This is a genomic window from Achromobacter sp. MFA1 R4 (genome assembly GCF_900156745.1).
In the GTDB taxonomy this organism is placed as follows: domain Bacteria; phylum Pseudomonadota; class Gammaproteobacteria; order Burkholderiales; family Burkholderiaceae_B; genus Achromobacter.
In genome coordinates, this window is record NZ_LT707065.1 from 844,965 (window position 1) to 862,609 (window position 17,645).

17 protein-coding genes are annotated in these 17,645 nt (G+C 66.5%); 9 read left to right on the forward strand and 8 right to left on the reverse strand.

The window, feature by feature from the left end; all coding sequences use genetic code 11:
* Positions 1–37 precede the first annotated feature (37 nt).
* On the forward strand, positions 38–436 hold the full coding sequence (locus BXA00_RS03880) for a hypothetical protein (protein WP_076516377.1): 399 nt from the start codon (positions 38–40) through the stop codon (positions 434–436).
* Between the two features lie 53 nt (positions 437–489).
* The gene (locus tag BXA00_RS03885; RefSeq protein WP_076516379.1) at positions 490–1,107 is read left to right on the forward strand and encodes a hypothetical protein; all 618 of its coding nucleotides are present in this window, start codon (positions 490–492) and stop codon (positions 1,105–1,107) included.
* A 6-nt stretch (positions 1,108–1,113) separates the two neighbouring features.
* On the opposite strand, the gene BXA00_RS03890 is transcribed toward BXA00_RS03885, so the two are convergent.
* The 4 genes from BXA00_RS03890 to BXA00_RS03905 all read right to left on the reverse strand — a co-directional run bounded on the left by BXA00_RS03890 (position 1,114) and on the right by BXA00_RS03905 (position 5,762).
* Positions 1,114–1,515 carry a hypothetical protein gene (locus tag BXA00_RS03890; protein ID WP_076516381.1) on the reverse strand — a complete coding sequence of 134 codons (402 nt, stop codon included), beginning with the start codon at positions 1,513–1,515 and terminating at the stop codon, positions 1,114–1,116.
* 150 nt (positions 1,516–1,665) lie between these two features.
* Positions 1,666–4,032: a TonB-dependent siderophore receptor gene (locus BXA00_RS03895; protein WP_172805848.1), complete on the reverse strand. Its 2,367-nt coding sequence runs from the start codon at positions 4,030–4,032 to the stop codon at positions 1,666–1,668.
* A gap of 235 nt (positions 4,033–4,267) precedes the next feature.
* Complete coding sequence (locus BXA00_RS03900) at positions 4,268–5,269, reverse strand: FecR family protein (protein ID WP_076516383.1); 1,002 nt, start codon at positions 5,267–5,269, stop codon at positions 4,268–4,270.
* The gene (locus BXA00_RS03905; RefSeq protein WP_076516384.1) at positions 5,256–5,762 is read right to left on the reverse strand and encodes an RNA polymerase sigma factor; all 507 of its coding nucleotides are present in this window, start codon (positions 5,760–5,762) and stop codon (positions 5,256–5,258) included. The genes BXA00_RS03900 and BXA00_RS03905 overlap by 14 nt, the downstream gene beginning before the upstream one ends.
* A gap of 125 nt (positions 5,763–5,887) precedes the next feature.
* Here BXA00_RS03905 and BXA00_RS03910 point away from each other — a divergent pair, with 125 nt between their 5' ends.
* Positions 5,888–6,466 carry a YdcF family protein gene (locus tag BXA00_RS03910; protein ID WP_076516386.1) on the forward strand — a complete coding sequence of 193 codons (579 nt, stop codon included), beginning with the start codon at positions 5,888–5,890 and terminating at the stop codon, positions 6,464–6,466.
* 48 nt (positions 6,467–6,514) lie between these two features.
* Complete coding sequence (locus BXA00_RS03915; protein ID WP_076516387.1) at positions 6,515–7,558, forward strand: histone deacetylase family protein; 1,044 nt, start codon at positions 6,515–6,517, stop codon at positions 7,556–7,558.
* 30 nt (positions 7,559–7,588) lie between these two features.
* On the opposite strand, the gene BXA00_RS03920 is transcribed toward BXA00_RS03915, so the two are convergent.
* Positions 7,589–8,935 (reverse strand): MFS transporter, encoded by a 1,347-nt coding sequence (locus BXA00_RS03920; RefSeq protein WP_076516389.1) that lies wholly within the window; start codon positions 8,933–8,935, stop codon positions 7,589–7,591.
* Positions 8,936–9,169: 234 nt separating this feature from the next.
* Here BXA00_RS03920 and cyoA point away from each other — a divergent pair, with 234 nt between their 5' ends.
* From cyoA to BXA00_RS03945, 5 genes are all read left to right on the forward strand, one after another.
* On the forward strand, positions 9,170–10,213 hold the full coding sequence (gene cyoA, locus BXA00_RS03925) for a ubiquinol oxidase subunit II (protein WP_076521784.1): 1,044 nt from the start codon (positions 9,170–9,172) through the stop codon (positions 10,211–10,213).
* Positions 10,214–10,276: 63 nt separating this feature from the next.
* A complete protein-coding gene (gene cyoB / locus BXA00_RS03930) occupies positions 10,277–12,280 on the forward strand; it encodes a cytochrome o ubiquinol oxidase subunit I (protein ID WP_076516391.1) in 2,004 nt (667 codons plus the stop codon).
* Positions 12,273–12,917 (forward strand): cytochrome o ubiquinol oxidase subunit III, encoded by a 645-nt coding sequence (gene cyoC / locus BXA00_RS03935; RefSeq protein ID WP_076516393.1) that lies wholly within the window; start codon positions 12,273–12,275, stop codon positions 12,915–12,917. The genes cyoB and cyoC overlap by 8 nt, the downstream gene beginning before the upstream one ends.
* A complete protein-coding gene (gene cyoD, locus BXA00_RS03940; RefSeq protein ID WP_076516395.1) occupies positions 12,914–13,336 on the forward strand; it encodes a cytochrome o ubiquinol oxidase subunit IV in 423 nt (140 codons plus the stop codon). The genes cyoC and cyoD overlap by 4 nt, the downstream gene beginning before the upstream one ends.
* Positions 13,336–14,112 (forward strand): SURF1 family protein, encoded by a 777-nt coding sequence (locus tag BXA00_RS03945; RefSeq protein ID WP_076516397.1) that lies wholly within the window; start codon positions 13,336–13,338, stop codon positions 14,110–14,112. Before cyoD ends, BXA00_RS03945 begins: the two co-directional genes overlap by 1 nt.
* A gap of 87 nt (positions 14,113–14,199) precedes the next feature.
* On the opposite strand, the gene BXA00_RS03950 is transcribed toward BXA00_RS03945, so the two are convergent.
* The 3 genes from BXA00_RS03950 to BXA00_RS03960 form a co-directional block, all read right to left on the reverse strand.
* A complete protein-coding gene (locus BXA00_RS03950) occupies positions 14,200–15,900 on the reverse strand; it encodes a nicotinate phosphoribosyltransferase (protein WP_076516398.1) in 1,701 nt (566 codons plus the stop codon).
* Between the two features lie 18 nt (positions 15,901–15,918).
* Positions 15,919–16,761, reverse strand: coding sequence for a ribose-phosphate diphosphokinase (gene prs / locus BXA00_RS03955; protein WP_076516400.1), 843 nt, complete (start codon positions 16,759–16,761; stop codon positions 15,919–15,921).
* 85 nt (positions 16,762–16,846) lie between these two features.
* Positions 16,847–17,497, reverse strand: coding sequence for an NUDIX domain-containing protein (locus tag BXA00_RS03960; protein ID WP_076516401.1), 651 nt, complete (start codon positions 17,495–17,497; stop codon positions 16,847–16,849).
* Positions 17,498–17,645 lie beyond the last annotated feature (148 nt).

The following is a 17,645-nucleotide window of genomic DNA, read 5'->3' on the forward strand; positions in this document are numbered from 1 at the left end:
GTGGCCGTTCTTTTTGAGTTTTCGGAGTACCACATCAATGAAAAAAATCATCTGGATCGCTTTCGCCGCCCTTGCGGCGCTCTGGACCGGACTGGTGGCGTTGACGCTGCAGCTGACCGACTGGGTGCTGGCCAGCATCGCGACGGCCCAGGTTCCCGGCACCGCCATCGATACGTCGCAATGGATTCCCCCCGCCTGGGCGGCGGCATGGGTCGACCCGGCATGGCTGGCCTCGCTGCAGGCTGGTCTGGTCTGGGCCGCGCAGGGCCTGAACCAGGTGCTGCCCTTTGCCGGCAGCCTGGGCACGCTGATCACGGTGCTGGGCTGGATCTGCTGGGGCTTCATCATGGCGGGCCTGCTGGTGGTGGCGCTGATCCTGCACTGGCTGGCCGGCAAGCGTGAACGCGACGCGGCCCCGGGCCGCCAAGTGGTGTAAAAAAGGGGCAGGCATCGCGCCGCCCGGCACGCTGCCCTCACCAGGAGCGTGCCGTGCCCTCTCGATCCCCCCGTTTCCTGACCCTGCCGCTCGCGGCGCTGCTCTCGGGCGCCGCGGCGGCGGCGGCGGCGCAAACCAAGCCCATCCAGGGCGTCGACGTGTGCACGGTGACCGGCACGTCGGGGCAATACAGCGTGCGGGTGCTCAACACCGGCGACAAGACGCTATCGCACGCTGATGTGCTCGGCGTACTCCTGAATTCCGGCGGCCAGGGCGGCAAGCACGTCACCGTCAGCTTGAAGGACCTGCCGCCCGGCAGGTACAAGACGGCGGACCTGGCGCGCCATGGGGAATCGGCGGCGCTGGTCAGCGTCGCCACCTATCAAATGATCAACGGGGTGGATACGCCCCAGTATGAGCTGTACGCGGGCAAGGTCGCCCACGTGGCGCCCGGGTCGGCCCTGCAGTACACGCTGGCGCCGCTGGCCTTGCGCGGCTGGACCGTGGCCTACGGCGCGGCGCAGCCCCGCAGGCTCGAAGCCGGCAGCGCGGTGCTCCTGATCTATCCGGCCCGCCCCGACAAGAAGCGGGACCTCACGCGACCCGATGCCGGGCGCACGCCGGCTGACGTGGTCCCGCTCACGGCCTGCCCGGGCGCCCGCCAGCCCTGACGCTGATCAGGTGCCGCTCAGCAGGTCGCGCTCGTTCAGCAGCGCATAGACGATTTCCGGCCGGTTGTCGAAACCGCGGCGGATGGCGGCGGGCAAGGACGCCCGCGTCTTGCGGCATAGCCCGGGCAGGTCTTCGAGCTGGATCGCAATGCCGCGCGAGGTCCGCACCTCGTTCTCGCTGGGCGTGATGTGGATCACGATGCCCAGCTGGGCGTGGATGCGCCCCTGCATCGCGCGCAGGTCGTCCAGGCTGGTGATGTTTTCCAACCGGGCCACCAGGCGCTTTTCTTCCTCCCGCGTCAGCCGCAGGACACGCAGGTCGGACGCCGGATTGGCCAGCAGCCGGTCCCGGTCGCACACACAGGCGCCGGGGGGGCATTCTTGGCGGATGGGAAACGGCAGGTTCATGGGGACGGTGCGCCAGACGCGACGGCGCGGGAGGGTGCCTATCTCTGGATTCTAACCAGGATGAACGAGCGCGCGCAGGCACGCACTGCTCGCTTACCCGCAAGCGCGCGGGCCAGGACCGTCTCCGCCCCCGTCCCCGTCCCCGTCCCGTTACCAGTAGTAGTTCAGGCTCAACATCGCTTCGCGCTCCATGCCGCGGAACGTGTAGGTGTAGTAGCGCTTGTCGAACACGTTGTTGACGTTCAGGGCGATGCGGTAGCGCGGCGTCTCGTAGGCGATGGCCACGTCCGCCAGCGTGAACGCCGGGTTGTAGGGCGTGCTGCCGTCCGCCGCGGTGTTCAGCGGCGCCTTGCCGCGATAGCGCAGGCCACCGCCCAGCATCAGGCCCGGCACCTGCCGCGGCCGATAATCCAGCCACAGGCTTGCCGTCTGGCGCGCGGTCTGGGTGAGCTGGCGGCCCACGTCCTGCAGCCGGTTGCTCTTGGTCGTGCGCGGGTCGATGTAGGTGTAGCCGGCCATCACGCTGAGTTCGCGCGACAGCGGGAACTTCGCCTCCAGCTCGATGCCGGTGGACCGCACCTCGCCGGTCTGCACACTGAAGCGCGGATGGTCCGGATCCTGCGTCGTCACGTTGGTCTGGCGGATATCGAATACGGCCGCGGTCAGGAGCGCATCGGTGCCCGGCGGCTGGTACTTCAAACCGATTTCGTACTGTTTGCCCTCGCGCGGCTTGAACGCCGTGCCGTCGAATTGCTGGCCCGTGATTGGATCGAACGCCGTCGAATAGCTGACATAGGGCGCCACACCGTTGTCAAAGAGATAGAGCACGCCGACGCTGCCCGTGGTGGCGGCGTCGTTGATCCGCGGCTGCGAGGTGCTGCTCAGGTCGGTGCGCACGAAGTCGCGCCGCAGGCTCACGTTGCCGACCCATCGGTTCCACTTGAGCTGGTTCAGCGTGTAGATGCCCGTCTGCTTCAGATCGGTTCGCGACGGATCCATTTCGGGATAGTCGATCTGCTGGCCATAGACGGGCGCGTAGATGTCCAGGTTCGGCACGTCCCACCCGAAGCCCAGCGCATCGTTTTCCTTGTAGCGCAGGTAGTCCACGCCCACCGCGAAGGTATGCTGCAGCTCGCCCCATTGGAAGTCGCGCGAGGCGCGGCTGTCCACGGCGAGCGTCTTGCCGTTCGTGCGCTGGGCCAGGCTGGCGCGCGTGACGGTGCGCCTGTCTTCCAGCAGGTCCATCGCGTAGATGTGCCGGTAGTCGATGTCGATCTCGGAATAGCGCAGGTTCTGGCGCAGGCGCCAGCCGCTGTCCGTGTCGTGCTCGAAGGCGTAGCCGATGGACTTCGTGTCGCGGTCGAAACGGTCGAAATCCGGATCGCCGGCGGTGCGGCTCAACGGCAGGTCGCCGATCTCCGGATAGGTGTAAAGATTGGGCCACCAGCTCTTGGGCGTGGCGCGCTCCTTGGAATACGTGCCCAGCACGGTCAGCCGGGTCTGGTTCGTGATGTTCCACAGGATCGACGGCGCCACGGAAATCCGGTCGTCGCGCGAGCCGTCCGTGCGGCCGTCGCTGTCGCGACCCAGCACGTTCAGGCGATACAGCACCTTCTGGTCGGCGTCGAACGCGCCGCCCAGGTCCGCCGTAAGCTGGCGACGGTTGTACGTGCCGTAGCTGGCGCCCACGCTGTTGACGTGATCCGCCGAGGGCCGCTTGGAAATCACGTTGATGACGCCGCCCGGCCGCCCCTGGCCGAACAGCACCGAAGCGGGCCCCTTCAGCACCTCGATGCTGTCGAGCTCTTCGATGTTGTCGTTCCACGACGCATACGTGCCCGTCGACGGCTGCTTCAGACCGTCCTTGAAATAGGCGCTGCCGTCGCTGAACCCGCGGATTACGGCGCCCGTCATCCGCGTATCGCTCGACCCCGACACCTCGGTCTGCACGCCGGGCGTGTAGGCCAGCGCGCTTTCCAGGCTGCGCGGCGCCTGGACCTTGAGCTGCTCCTGCGTCACGATCGACACCGAACGGGGCGTCTCGATCAGCGGCACATCCAGCTTGCCGCTCTGGCTGGAAAGCGCGACGAAGCTGTCCGCCGTGCCCACCGCGACGCCATGCACCGTCACGGGCTCCAACTGGGCGGAGGCGCCGGAGGCGGTCAGCGAGACATTGCGTCCGTCACGCTGAAACGCGACACCGCTGCCGGCCAGCAGCCGGCGCAGCGCGTCGTCGGGCGTCAAGCGTCCCGACACCGCCGGCGCGGTGCGGCCGCGCACGGTCTCGGGCAGATAGAAGATCACCAGCGACGCTTGCTCGCCCAACTGGATCAGCGCGTCGCCCAGCGGCTGCGCGGCAATGCTGATCTGCACGGGCGCCGTCTGCGCCACGGCCTCGTTGGGCATGGCGCCCCACGCCAGCGCCAGGGAAATCGCCAGGGCGCCGCAGACGCCCTGCGCACCGCGCTTCGCGGCCTTGCGCGCCGCAGCGTGCGGCGTAACTTGCTTGTCCATCATCAGAAGAAAAATTCCAGTACAACTGCCCGCGCATTGAGCGCCCGACACCCTTGGCCAAAGGTTGCTTCCGGGGTCGTTATCGGCTTGCGAGCACGGCCCCTTTCACCGGATAGACGCCGGGGGTCGGAAAAAACCGGAATGATTCTCGATAGAATATTTGAAACAAAATGATTCCGCGACGGCTCGACCGTGCTTGCGCCGTCATGGCGTCGGCGCCCCCGCGCGGCGACGGCCGTTAGCGAGGCGCCAACACCGCGCCGCCCCCGGCGGGATACAGCACGATCACGGGCGCAATGTGGGGCAGCACGTCCAGGACCGACTCGGGCTCGTCGATCGGCAACGTGCCGGCCACGCGCAGTTGCGCAAGCTTGCGGTCGTCGATCCGCAGCGGGGTGCGCAGATAGCGGTTCAGCTCTGCCACGACCTGCGACAGCGGGGTGTCGCGAAACACCAGCCGGCCTCGCTGCCAGGCCGTGATCGCCGCCACGTTTTCCTGGTGCGGCGCGGCCAACGGCGCGCCGGGCGCGTAGCGGGCGGCAAAGCCCGCCGTCAAGTGGCGCGTGGTCCTGTTCCACCATGATCCCGCGGAAAACGCCACGCTGCCCTCGTCCACCGCCAGCGCCACGGCGTCCCCCTCGCGGCGGACATTGAAGCGCGTGCCGGTCACCCGCACCTGCGCCGCGCCCGCGTTGACCGTGAAGGGCCGCGCCGCATCGGGACTGACCGTGAACAAGGCCTCGCCCGTCAGCAGGTCGATTTCGCGCCGGTCCGCATAGAGCGCGACCTGGATCTGCGTGTCCGTATTCAGTTCCACCAACGAGCCATCGGGCAACGCGACGCGCTTGCGCTCGCCCCGCGCGGTCGCCAGCGATTGTGTGAAGCCGGCCGCCGGGGACCACAGCCGCGGGGCGATCACACCGGCGGCCAGCGTCAGGGCACAGGCGGCCGACAGCCCAACGGCGAACCTGCGCCGGCTCGGCCGCGTGGGCGCGTCATCGGACTGAGCCAGGATCTCGCGCATCTCGTCTTCCGGCAGGCGGTCCGCGACGCGCCACACCGCCTGCATCGCGCGGTACTGGCGCTGGTGCTCCGGATCCGCCGCCAGCCACGCGTCAAACGCCCGCCGCTGCGCGTCGTCAAGCTGCCCCAGCCGCTCGCGCGCGAACCAGTGCGCCGCCTGGTCGCGCGGCGACGCGGGCGTGCGGGATGCGTCCACGCGGGAATCAGTGCGGGGCATGATCTTGCAACCGGTCATGGATATGGGTGAGCGCGCGCTTCATGTATTTCTCGACCATGCTTTGCGTCAACCCGAGTTTCTGGGCGATTTCGGCCTGCGTGTAGCCCTCGAGCTTGTTCCAGAGGAACACCTGCTGGCATTTCAGCGGCAGTTCGGCCAGCGCCGACTTTAGCGCATCGGCCAGCTGCGCCGCCCGGATCGAGGACTCGGGATCGCCCTGCGTGGGATGCTCGGCGTCCGTCAACGCGTCCAGGCTGAGCACCTCGCGCCGGGACTGGCGGCGGAACTCGCCGTTCAGGCGGTTCTGACTGGCGCCGTACAAATACGCCTTCGGATCCAGCACGGCCGATTCGCCATTGCGCAACATGTTGGCCACGACGTCATGCGCGGCGTCTTCGGCGTCGTGCCGGCTTGCGCTGCGCCGCGTCCACGTCCCGATCAGCCCGCGATAATGCGCGAGCCAGCCTTTTTCGGACGGCGGTGGGCGGGACATGGCAGAGGAGCAAGCGGATCGCGGGCGAAGAGGCCGGCATTATCAATCATGATTCTCATTACGGCAAATGAACCCGCCCTGCCTTTTGCCGTAAGCTCCTGCCCTTGCCCCTCATCGGCACACCCATGACATTCAAGACTCCGAGATTCGCGGCGCGCGCCCTGATGGCCTTGGCAGCGTGCGTGCTGCTGGCCGCGGCGGCGCTGGCCGCAACCGGCCTTGTGGCGGGCGCGCGCAACGCCGACGTGGCCGTCGTGCTCGGCAACACCGTGCAGGCCGACGGCCAGCCCTCGCCGCGCCTGGCCGCGCGGCTGGACCGCGCCTATGACTGCTACGCCGCATCGCAATGCCGCATGCTGTTTGTCAGTGGCGGCGTGGATCCGGCCGGAACGGACGAGGCCGCCGCCATGCGCGACTACCTGCTGGCGCGCGGCGTGCCCGCCGATCGCATCATCGTCGACAGCGCCGGCGTCGACACCTGGGCCACCGCCCGGCACGCCAGCGCCTACATGCGCGAACACGGCTACACCCGCGCGCTTGCCGTGACGCAGTACTTCCATGTGCCGCGCACGATGCTGGCGCTCAAGCGTCACGGCGTGGCCGAGGTCGGCGGCGGCTATCCCGCATTTTTCGAAGTGCGCGACCTGTATTCGATTTTCCGTGAGGTGCCCGCCGTGGCGCTGTATATTTTCCGGCCCCTGTAGCGGCGGCGCGTCCGCTTGCCAGGCCCGATCACTCCAGGACCTTTCATCGTGCTGATCTTCCACAACCCCGTCCACGACAAACACAGCGGCCGCCACGAGATGTTCCGCGGCAAACTGGTGCCCTGCCACGAAACGCCTGCCCGGCTGGAATTCGTGCTGGACGCGCTGCGCCAGCGCGGCATCGGCCAATTGCGCGTGCCGTCCGGCCCCGACATGGATCTCATCAAGCGGGTGCATACGCCGCGCTATGTCGACTTCCTGGCAAGCGCCTGGAACGAATGGATCGCGCTGGACCCGGCCAATGCGGACCTGGACGTGCTGCCGTCGATCTGGCCTGTGCGCAGCTTTCGCCACGACGTCGAGCCCACGAACTTCGCCGCCCGTGTCGGCCTGTTCTCGTTCGATAGCGGCTGTCCCCTGACGGCCGGGACATGGGAAGCCGCCACGGCGGGCGCCGCGTGCGCCATCGACGCCGCCCGCGCCGTGTCCGCCGGCCAGGGCCTGCGCGCGGCCATGGCGCTGACCCGGCCGCCCGGCCATCACGCCGGGCCGGATTTCTTCGGCGGGTACTGCTTTCTGAACAACGCGGCGCTGGCGGCCCAGGCGCTGCGCGACGCGGGCGCGCAGCGCGTTGCCGTCGTCGATGTGGATTATCACCACGGCAACGGCACGCAGAGCATTTTCAATGCGCGCGGCGATGTGCTCACCGTATCGGTCCATGGCAACCCGACCACGGAATATCCGTTCTACCTGGGCTATGCCGACGAGCGCGGCGAAGGCGCGGGCCTTCACTGCAACCTGAACCTGCCCTTGCCTGCCGGCAGCGACTTCGCGGCATGGACGGCCGCCCTGCGGCAAGGCCTGGACGCGGTGCGCGCATTCAAGCCCGATGCGCTGGTCATCGCGCTGGGCGTGGATACCTACGAAGGCGATCCGATTTCCAAGTTCAAGCTGAAAAGCGCCGACTATCTGCAGGTCGGACGCATGCTGGCGGGCCTGGGCCTGCCGGCGGTGTTCACGATGGAAGGCGGCTATGCGGTTGCCGACGTGGGCATCAACGTGGCGAACGTGCTGGAGGGGTATCTGGGGTGATGCCCCCCTTGCGCGCGGCTGGCGTGTCGGTCAGTCGCGCGTTTCCAGCACCTTGTTGACGCGCAGCGCCAGCAGCGTGCACGCCACGCCCGACAACAGATAGACGCTGACGGCCACCAGCCCGAAGCGCGCCGACAGACCCAGGGCCACCAGCGGCGCGAATGCCGCGCCGACCAGCCACGCCATGTCGGACGTGAGCGCCGCGCCGGTATAGCGGAAGCGGCGCGTGAAGTTCGCGGTAACCGTGCCAGACGCCTGCCCGTAAGACAGGCCCAACAATGCGAAGCCGATCAGGATGAACGCATCCTGCGCTTTGGGTCCGCCGCCCAGCAGCCAGGGCGCGACGACCGCGAACACGCCGATCAGCATGGCAAGCAGCCCGAGCGTGGTGCGCCGCCCGATGCGGTCGGCCAGCCAGCCCGACGCGATCGTGCCCAGGATGCCGATCACCGCGCCGATGATCTGCACGACCAACACATCGGAAATCTGTTGCGTGCCGCTGACAGCGATCCACGACAGCGGAAAAACAGTGACGAGGTGGAACAGCGCGTAGCTCGCCAGCGCGGCGAAGGCGCCGATGAAGAGGTTGTAGCCCTGCTGGCTGACGATCTCGCGCATGCTGATGGGCTCGAGCTCGCCTTCTTCAAGCAGTTGCGTGTATTCCTGGGTGACCACCAGCCGCAGCCGCGCGAACAGCGCCACCACGTTGATCGCGAAGGCGACGAAGAAGGGATACCGCCAGCCCCAGTCCAGGAAGTCCGCCTGCGTCAGCGTCAGGTGCAGATAGAGAAAGAGCGCGCTGGCCACCATGAAGCCGACGGGCGCGCCCAGCTGCCCCATCATCGCGTACCACCCCCGGCGATTGGGCGGCGCGTTCAGCGCAAGCAGCGACGGCAAGCCGTCCCAGGACCCGCCGAAGGCCAGCCCCTGCAGGCAACGGAACACCGCCAGCAAGGTGATGGCGTGCACGCCGATGGAGTTGTAGCCGGGCAGGAAGGCCATGCCCACGGTCGCGGTTCCCAGCACGAACAGCGCGACCGTCAGCTTGGTGGCGCGCCCGAAGCGACGCTGGATCGCCATGGACAGGGCCGTGCCGATGGGCCGCATGATGAACGCAAAGGAGAAGATGACGAAGGCCCACAGCGTGCCTTCCAGCGGCGCTTCGAAGGGGAAGAACACCTTCGGAAATACCAGCACGCACGCGATGCCGAAGACGAAAAAATCGAAGTATTCGGAGGCGCGTCCGACAACCACGCCGACGGCGATCTCTCCGGGAGCCACCTTTGCGTGGCTGGTTCCGCCGCTGATCGCCCCAGGCCCGGGCGAGGGACCGGGAGAGGGAGCAGGCTGACCAGGATACTGCGTGGTGGTCGACATGGGTTCGCTCGCAAAAGAAGGTTGAACACGCGAAGGTTGAACTCGCCTTGTCTACGATCTTGCAACACACCAGCAGCACGTTACGCCCATCACACGGCAAGCCGCAAGGCCCTTGGCCCAGGACTGCCCCGTACGCGTTCCCGTGCATACTTTTGCTCTTTTTACCCTAGATTTTTCGCGGCTTCCAGCGTAGTGTTTCGTTTACTTCCCACGGTTACGTTTCGGGGTATGGCCATGTCGTGCTTCCCAAGGCTCCGCGGATTTATCCTGATTGCCGCCCTGCCGCTGCTTGCCGGGTGCAATGCGGTCCTGCTCTCGCCATCCGGCGACGTGGCCGTGCAACAACGCAATCTGATCATCATTTCCACCGGCTTGATGCTCATCATCATCGTGCCGGTGATCATCCTGACGCTGCTGTTCGCATGGCGCTATCGCGCCAGCAACAAGGACGCCGCCTACGACCCCGACTGGAACCACTCCACCATGCTGGAGCTGCTGATCTGGGCCGCGCCGCTCCTGATCATCATTGCCCTGGGCGCGCTGACGTGGGTCAGCACGCACCAGCTCGATCCCTACCGTCCGCTGGCGCGCCTGTCCGAAGGCCGCGAGGTGCCGGCGGGCACCAAGCCCCTGGTCGTCGAAGTCGTCGCGCTGGACTGGAAGTGGCTCTTTCTGTATCCCGAGCAGGGCATTGCGGCCGTGAATGAAATGGCCGCGCCGGTCGACCGTCCCATCCAGTTCAAGATCACCTCGTCCTCGGTGATGAACTCGTTCTTCGTGCCCGCGCTGGCCGGCCAGATCTACGCGATGCCGGGCATGCAGACCACCCTGCACGCCGTCATCAACCATCCCGGCGAATACGAAGGCCTGTCGGCCAACTTCAGCGGCTCGGGCTTTTCCGGCATGCGCTTCCGGTTCCATGGCATGGACCAGAAAGGCTTCGACGACTGGGTCGCGCAGGCGCGCACGTCGTCGGCCGCGCTCAGCCGCGAGGCCTACCTGAAGCTCGAGCAACCCAGCGAGCGCAATCCCGTCCAGCATTACGCCACGGTCGCCCCGGGCCTGTTCGACGCCATCGTGAACCGCTGCGTCGAACCCAACCGCATGTGCATGCGCGACGCCATGGCCATCGACGCGCAAGGCGGCGCCGGCATCCCCGGCGCGCACAACGTCACCACGATGGATCCCCGGATGCGCGAGCGCCTGGGGCTGACGGAAACGCCGCCGCGCAAGTACGTGGGCGCCATGTGCACGGCCACCGAGGGATTGGTGCTGTAGCACGGCAGGTTTTGCGGCGCGGCACGTGGTCCATGTCAACGCGGTCTTTTTGCTGGAATCGAGATGCCTGATCAACCTGACCTCACCAAGCTGATCTTCGGGCGACTGACCTGGGACGCCATTCCCTTCCACGATCCCATCCTGCTGGGCACGTTCTTCATGGTGGCGGCGGGCGGCATCGTGGTGCTGGGCTCCGTGACCTACTACAAGAAGTGGGGCTATCTGTGGCGCGAGTGGTTCACCAGCATCGACCACAAGAAGATCGGCATCATGTATGTGATCCTGGGCATCGTGATGCTGCTACGCGGCTTTGCCGATGCCATCATGATGCGGGGCCAGCAGGCGGTGGCCTTCGGCGATTCCATGGGCTACCTGCCGCCGCATCACTACGACCAGATCTTCACGGCGCATGGCGTGATCATGATCTTCTTCGTGGCGATGCCGCTGGTCACGGGGCTGATGAACTACATCGTCCCGCTGCAGATCGGCGCGCGCGACGTCGCGTTTCCGTTCCTGAACAACTTCAGCTTCTGGATGACCGCGGGCGGGGTGATCCTGGTGATGATGTCGCTGTTCGTGGGCGAATTCGCGCGCACGGGCTGGCTGGCGTACCCCCCCTTATCGGGAATCCTGCACAGTCCGGACGTCGGGGTCGATTACTACATCTGGGCCCTGCAGATCGCGGGCGTGGGGACGCTGCTGTCGGGCGTGAACCTGCTGGTCACCATCGTGAAGATGCGCGCGCCGGGCATGACGATGATGCGCATGCCGATCTTCACCTGGACCGCGCTGTGCACCAACGTGCTGATCGTGGCCGCCTTCCCCGTGCTGACGGCGGTGCTGGCGCTGCTGACCATGGACCGCTACGTCGGCACCAACTTCTTCACGGCGGACTTCGGCGGCAACGCCATGATGTACGTGAACCTGATCTGGATCTGGGGCCACCCCGAGGTCTACATCCTGATCCTGCCCGCGTTCGGCATCTTTTCCGAAGTGGTGTCCACCTACTGCCGCAAGCGGCTGTTCGGCTACGCGTCCATGGTGTACGCCACGGTCGTCATCACCGTGCTGTCCTACCTGGTCTGGCTGCACCACTTCTTCACCATGGGATCGGGGGCCAGCGTGAACTCGTTCTTCGGGATCACGACGATGATCATTTCGATCCCGACGGGCGCCAAGATCTTCAACTGGCTGTTCACCATGTACCGCGGGCGCATCCGCTTCGAAGTCCCGATGCTGTGGACGATCGGCTTCATGGTGACCTTCGTGATCGGCGGCATGACGGGCGTGCTGCTGGCGGTGCCGCCCGCCGACTTCGCGCTGCACAACAGCCTGTTCCTCATCGCACACTTCCACAACGTGATCATCGGCGGCGTGCTGTTCGGCCTGATGGCCGGCATCACGTACTGGTTTCCCAAGGCCTTCGGCTACAAGCTCGATCCGTTCTGGGGCAAGTGCTCGTTCTGGTTCTGGCTGGTGGGCTTTTACGTCGCCTTCATGCCGCTGTATGTGCTGGGCCTGATGGGCGTGACGCGGCGCGTGAATCACTTCGAGGACATGTCGCTGCAGATCTGGTTCCAGATCGCGGCCTTCGGCGCGCTGCTGATCGCCTGCGGCATTGCCAGCTTCATCATCCAGCTCGTGGTCAGCTACCGCCGCCGCGAGGAACTGCGCGACACCACGGGCGATCCCTGGGACGGCCGCACGCTGGAATGGTCCACGTCGTCGCCCCCGCCCGTGTACAACTTCGCGTTCACGCCGCGGGTGCATGACCTGGACGCGTGGTGGCAGATGAAGCAGCACGGCTACCAGCGCCCGCAGCAGGGCTTCATCCCGATCCACATGCCGAAGAACACCTGGGCGGGCATCGTGCTGGCGGGGATCAGCGTGGTCATGGGCTTTGCGCTGATCTGGCACATGTGGCCGCTCGTCGTGCTGTCCTTCGCGGCGCTGATCCTGGTGTCGATCATCCATACCTTCAACTACAAGCGCGACTACTACGTGCCGGCCGAACAGGTCGTCGCCACGGAAGACGCCCGCACGAGGCTGCTAGCGCAACATGTCTGATACCCTCGCCCACACCCTGCCCGGCGGCGCGGCGCCGGCCGCCCAGGAACCCGTCTTTTACGTTCCCGGCGAACATCATCCCAAGAACGGCACGCTGCTCGGGTTCTGGATCTACCTGATGAGCGACTGCCTCATCTTCGCCTGCCTGTTCGCGGTCTACGGCGTGCTGGGCCGCAGCTTCGCCGCGGGCCCTTCCGGCGCAGACCTGTTCGACCTGCCGCTGGTGGCGGTGAACACCACGCTGCTGCTGCTGTCGTCCATCACGTATGGCTTTGCCATGCTGGAGATGCGGCGCAACCGCATCGGCGCGACGCAGGGGTGGCTGGCGGTGACCGGCATCCTGGGCCTGGGCTTCCTGTCGCTGGAACTGTACGAGTTCTGGCACCTGATCCATCAGGGCGCCGGCCCGCAGCGCAGCGCCTTCCTGTCGGCCTTCTTCACGCTGGTCGGCACCCACGGGCTGCACGTCACCTTCGGCATCGTCTGGCTGGTGACGATGATGCTGCAGGTGCGCATGCACGGCCTGATCCCCGAAAACCGCCGCCGCCTGATGTGCCTGTCGATGTTCTGGCACTTCCTGGACCTGATCTGGGTGGGCGTGTTCACCTTCGTGTATCTGATGGGAGTGCTGCCATGACGTCGCACATGGATAACCTGGCCGACACCGGCCACGGCGGCCATCACGGCCATGGCGGACACGACGACCACCACGACGACGACGGCGCCGCCCACGGCACCCTCAAGAGCTACCTGACCGGCTTCGTGCTGGCGGCCATCCTGACCGCGATTCCCTTCTGGCTGGTCATGGACCGCGTCATCGACAGCTCGCGCGTCACGGGCCTGGTGATCCTGGCCTTTGCCGTCGTGCAGATCGTGGTCCACATCGTCTACTTCCTGCACATGGACACCAAGTCCGAAAGCGGCTGGAACATGTTGGCGTTAATATTCACTTTGGTGCTGGTCGTCATTACGCTCAGCGGATCCATCTGGATCATGTATCACTTGAACTCCAACATGATGCCCATGTCCACGCATGACATGCGCAAGATGCCCTGATGGCAGCAGTCAAAGACATTTCTTCACGCGACACCTCCCGTAATCCGCGCAGCAAGGCAACCCTGGTCATCCTGGGGTTGCTGGCTGCCGCCGTCTTCGCCGGGCTGTGCGCCCTGGGCACCTGGCAGGTGCACCGGCTGGCCTGGAAGCGCGCGCTGATCGCGCAGGTGGATGAGCGGGCCCATGCGCCGGCCACGCCCGCGCCCGGCAAAAGCGAATGGGCCCAGCTCACGCGCGACAACGCCGAGTACCGCCCCGTGTCCGCGTCCGGCACGTTCAATTTCGACCAGCAGACGCTGGTGCAGGCCGCGACCGAACTGGGCAGCGGCTACTGGGTCATGACGCCGCTGCAGTTGGCGGACGGCAGCACGGTGCTGGTCAACCGCGGCTTCGTGCTGCCGGCCTGGCGTAAGAGCCAGGCCCAGACCGCGCAGCCGCCCGCGCAGGCCCAGGTCACGGGGTTCCTGCGCATGGGCGAGCCGGGCAGCGGCTTCCTGCGCAACAACGACCCCGACGCGAATCTCTGGTATTCGCGCGATCTTCCGGCCATTGCCGCGGCCCGCGGCCTGACCGACGTGGCGCCCTACTTCATCGACGCGGACGCGGCTTCCAGTCCTGGCAAGGACCCGGCCCGGGCGCCGGTGGGCGGCCTGACGGTGATCAGCTTTCCGAACAACCATCTGGTCTATGCCATCACCTGGTATGCGCTGGCATTGATGGTGATCGTCGGGGTGGTGGTCTTCGTGCGCGAGGAGCGGCGCGCGCGCAGGCCCTGACCCGCGATTCCAGGCAAAAAAACGGCGCCCGTTCATCGAGGCGTCGTTTTTTTTGCTTCTTTGAGCATTACCTGGGCCGGCGGCGGATCACCGTTGCGGCCACGCGATGCTGCCCGGCTCCGGGCACACCCACGAGCCGTGCAGCCGTTCGCGGATCTGGGCCAGGCTCTGCTCGACCAGCAACGCGCCGTCGCGAAACACCGGCGCCAGCGCCCCGCCTGCCGCCTGGTCGGGCGTCTGCTGGTCGCGCAGCACGTAGCCGTCGGCCGTCTCGTCGACGCGCAGCAGCCCCTTGGCCGACTTCTTCACGCCGGAATCCGTGACCGGGTCCTTCACCAGTTCCTGCGGCTCGCCGTCGACCTCGGCATAGGTCGCCTTCAGCGCCCAGCCGAACGTGTCGCGCGTCAGGTACTGGTAGGTGTAAGAGCCGATGCCCAGCACCACGTTGCCCGAGGCGAATCCCTTGCGTTCCAGGCGGACCAGGATGTCGCGCGCCCGGGTCAGCGTGATCGAATCGCCGTAGATCAGGCCGACGCGCGGGTTCAGGAGCTTATAGCCCTTGTCGGTTTCCTCGCCGCCGAACGTATCCCACAGGCATTGCACCGCGCCCTTCACCTCCGCCGGGCGCAAGGTCTGCTGCGCGCTCGCGTCGTCGGCCAGCAGCCAGTGCGTGCCCGTGGCCGTGTCGCGCACCGCCTCGTAACCGCCGGCCCGCGCCTGCCGCAAGGCGGCGCTGTCTTCCACGCTGGCCACGTCCGTGCAGAAATAGCCCGTCAGGATCTTCACGGGATCGCCGGAGTCCGGACGGAACACGACCTTGGCGTTGCCCAGCGCATCCGGCTGGCGGGCCAGGATCTCGGACTTGAGGGCCGCGGCGAAGTCGGTCACGACCTGCCAGAAGTCCCAGGTGTCCGACACCACCGACACGATGCCGGCCGGATAGACCTGCGTGACGAGGCGGCGGATGGTTTCGATTTCCCCCTCCTTGCTGCCCAGGCACATCACGGAGTGTTCGGTTGCGGGCACGGAACCGCCGATGAGTTCGCGGTCGGAGTCCGCGTTGTAGACGTCTTCCAGGTAGTCGATGGCCGGGATGGTGTCGGTGCCGGTGAACGACAGCAGGTGGCCCGCGCCGCACTTGCGCGCATCGTACAGGCCCGCCATGCCGCGCATCGAGAAGTCGTGGCCCTGCCAATCCACGAACGCCATCGGGCTGCCGGTCAGCCGCGCGAAATACGTCAGCAGCTTGCGGTATTCGAAGGCGATGGTGGCCACCGTCGACGGCTTCCAGGATTCGCAGCTGAACAGGGTCTCGATATAGGTCACCAGCCACGCGAATTCCGGCCGGGTGTTGATGAAGGTGACCGGCGGCACGCGGATGTCGACGCGCGCGCCCTCGGGCACTGAGCGGATTTCCAGCGGCAGGTAGCCCAGCTCATGCAAGGCCTGCAGGTGGTCCACCGTGACCGCGCCCTTGCCCAGCGCGTTGTCCACGCGCCGCTGGTACTGGCGCACGGCGGTGCTGGCGGGCTTGGCGAAGAATTCGCGGTCGAACAGGCCGATCAGGATTTCCTTGATGAAGCCCTGCAGGCCGAACCAGACGATCTTGTCGTCGAACAGTTCGGGCAGCACCGGCGCCAGGCGCGCGGAGCGCGGCGTGAAGTTGGCCAGGATCTTGTTGGTGCCCTTGGGGTACTGGAAGGGGTGGCCGGTCTTGTAGAAGTCGGCCTGCAGAAAGGGATTCAGGCCGTTCTTCAGGCCGCGGGCCGGGGTGTCGGGAGCATTCATGGCGATTTCCTTCTTGTTTCAGTTGACCCGCACGGCGGCGGGGCTGGACGCGGCGCCTTCGGTGGCCGTCCAGTCATACGCGGTGAAGATTTCGGCATAGCGGGATTTCAGTTCCGCCAGGCCCTTGCTGAAAATGCCGTGCGTGACGTACAGGTAGAGCGGCTGGCCGGTCCGGTCGCGCAGGGCGGCGGCCAGTTCCAGGAAGGTGCGGCCGCCGTCGCAGATGTCATCGACCACCAGCACCGGCTGGGCCGGGATATCGTCGGGCACGCGGGTTTCAGTGATGCGGCCGGTCAGCGGATCGCGGACCTTTTCCGCGTAGCGCACGTCGGCCACGCCCAGCGCCTTGGCAAGCGCCTGCACGCGCTTGCGGGCGCCGGCGTCCGGCGCCATCAGCGTGACGCCCTGGGCAAAGGCCGGCGCGGCCAGCGCCTTTTTCAGGAAGGCGGCGGCGTCGACGACGCGCACCCGCTGCAGCAGCGCCGGCGTGACGTCGCTGTGCGGCTCCACGATGGTGACGGTGGCGTACTGCTGGTCGTTGATCAGCTTGCAGAACACCGCGGCGCCCAGGGCTTCACCCGGGTTGCACACGCGGTCCTGGCGGGCGTAGGGCACGTAGGGCATGTCCAGGTGCACGGGCGCCGCGGGGTTCAGGCGGCGCAGCGCGTCGGTCAGCAACAGGAGCTGCATGACGTCGTCGGCCGACTTCAACAGGGCATGGATGCGGAATTCGCGCGCGGCGTCTGCCTGCGCGCGCAGTGCGGCGGGCACGGTGACCTGCATTTCGCCGCCCGGAAATTTGAACGCGGCCGGCGTACCGGTCTGGCCCTGTCCTTCGATTACCGCAGTGATGCTGAACATGATCGTCCCTTAGTGGCATTTCAAAACTAAGTGACGCCAGTATAGGCCTACTTATTGTCTTTATGCAACTATGTAGAGAACAGGATCAGCCAACGCTGCGGTCAAAGAAGGTGAAGTCCTTCAGCCGGTACAGCCGGGCCGGCCGCTGCGCGCCCCCGACGTGTTCGTCGGTGGCCTCCAGCGCCCCCCAGGCTTCCATCTTGCGGCGGAAGTTGGACTTTTCCAGGCGGGTCCGCAGGATGGCTTCGTAGGTGTGCTGCAGCTGCGTGAGCGTGAAGCGCTCGGGCAGCAGGAAAAATGGCAGCGTCGAATACGTGGACTTGCTGCGCAGGCGGGCGACGGCCGCCCCCACGATCTCGGCGTGGTCGAACGCCAGGGGCGGCAAGGCGTCCACGCTGACAAAGCGGAATTTCGCCGTGGCCGCGGCCAGTTCGGCGGCGGGCACCAGGGCCACATAGGCCACCGACAGCGACCATTGCCGCGGATCGCGGTCGGGGCCGGAAAACACCTGCAGCTGTTCCAGATAGCGCGGCTCGAATCCGGTCTTGTCGCGCAGCACGCGCCGGATGCTGTCTTCGGTGGACGCGTCCTCGTCGGCGTGCACCACCCCGCCCGGCAGGGCCATGGCGTCGCGGTACGGCTCGCGGTCGCGCCGGTGCAGCGCGACTTCCAGGCCGGAATCGCGCAAGGTGAGCAGGACGGCGTCGACGGTGACGAGCGGCTGAGGAAAGTCCAACGGTCGGGTTCCAGGAGTGAGCTTCTGGGCAAGATGCCACTATGACGCCGGACGGTCAAATCGGCGCGAGCCGCCGGGCCGTGTGCCGGCGGAATATGTCCCTGAAAATTGCCTGAAATTATCCATAAATTGCCGCCTGATAACGGCA

Bases quoted from the DNA above. Each gene is read 5' to 3' on its own strand.
- BXA00_RS03880 (WP_076516377.1), top strand. From the start codon at position 38: ATGAAAAAAATCATCTGGATCGCTTTCGCCGCCCTTGCGGCGCTCTGG.
- BXA00_RS03890 (WP_076516381.1), bottom strand. From the start codon at position 1,515: ATGAACCTGCCGTTTCCCATCCGCCAAGAATGCCCCCCCGGCGCCTGT.
- BXA00_RS03945 (WP_076516397.1), top strand. From the start codon at position 13,336: ATGGCAGCAGTCAAAGACATTTCTTCACGCGACACCTCCCGTAATCCG.
- cyoA (WP_076521784.1), top strand. From the start codon at position 9,170: ATGTCGTGCTTCCCAAGGCTCCGCGGATTTATCCTGATTGCCGCCCTG.
- cyoC (WP_076516393.1), top strand. From the start codon at position 12,273: ATGTCTGATACCCTCGCCCACACCCTGCCCGGCGGCGCGGCGCCGGCC.
- BXA00_RS03910 (WP_076516386.1), top strand. From the start codon at position 5,888: ATGACATTCAAGACTCCGAGATTCGCGGCGCGCGCCCTGATGGCCTTG.
- BXA00_RS03900 (WP_076516383.1), bottom strand. From the start codon at position 5,269: ATGCCCCGCACTGATTCCCGCGTGGACGCATCCCGCACGCCCGCGTCG.
- cyoB (WP_076516391.1), top strand. From the start codon at position 10,277: ATGCCTGATCAACCTGACCTCACCAAGCTGATCTTCGGGCGACTGACC.
- BXA00_RS03950 (WP_076516398.1), bottom strand. From the start codon at position 15,900: ATGAATGCTCCCGACACCCCGGCCCGCGGCCTGAAGAACGGCCTGAAT.
- BXA00_RS03920 (WP_076516389.1), bottom strand. From the start codon at position 8,935: ATGTCGACCACCACGCAGTATCCTGGTCAGCCTGCTCCCTCTCCCGGT.
- prs (WP_076516400.1), bottom strand. From the start codon at position 16,761: ATGTTCAGCATCACTGCGGTAATCGAAGGACAGGGCCAGACCGGTACG.
- BXA00_RS03895 (WP_172805848.1), bottom strand. From the start codon at position 4,032: ATGATGGACAAGCAAGTTACGCCGCACGCTGCGGCGCGCAAGGCCGCG.
- BXA00_RS03905 (WP_076516384.1), bottom strand. From the start codon at position 5,762: ATGTCCCGCCCACCGCCGTCCGAAAAAGGCTGGCTCGCGCATTATCGC.
- cyoD (WP_076516395.1), top strand. From the start codon at position 12,914: ATGACGTCGCACATGGATAACCTGGCCGACACCGGCCACGGCGGCCAT.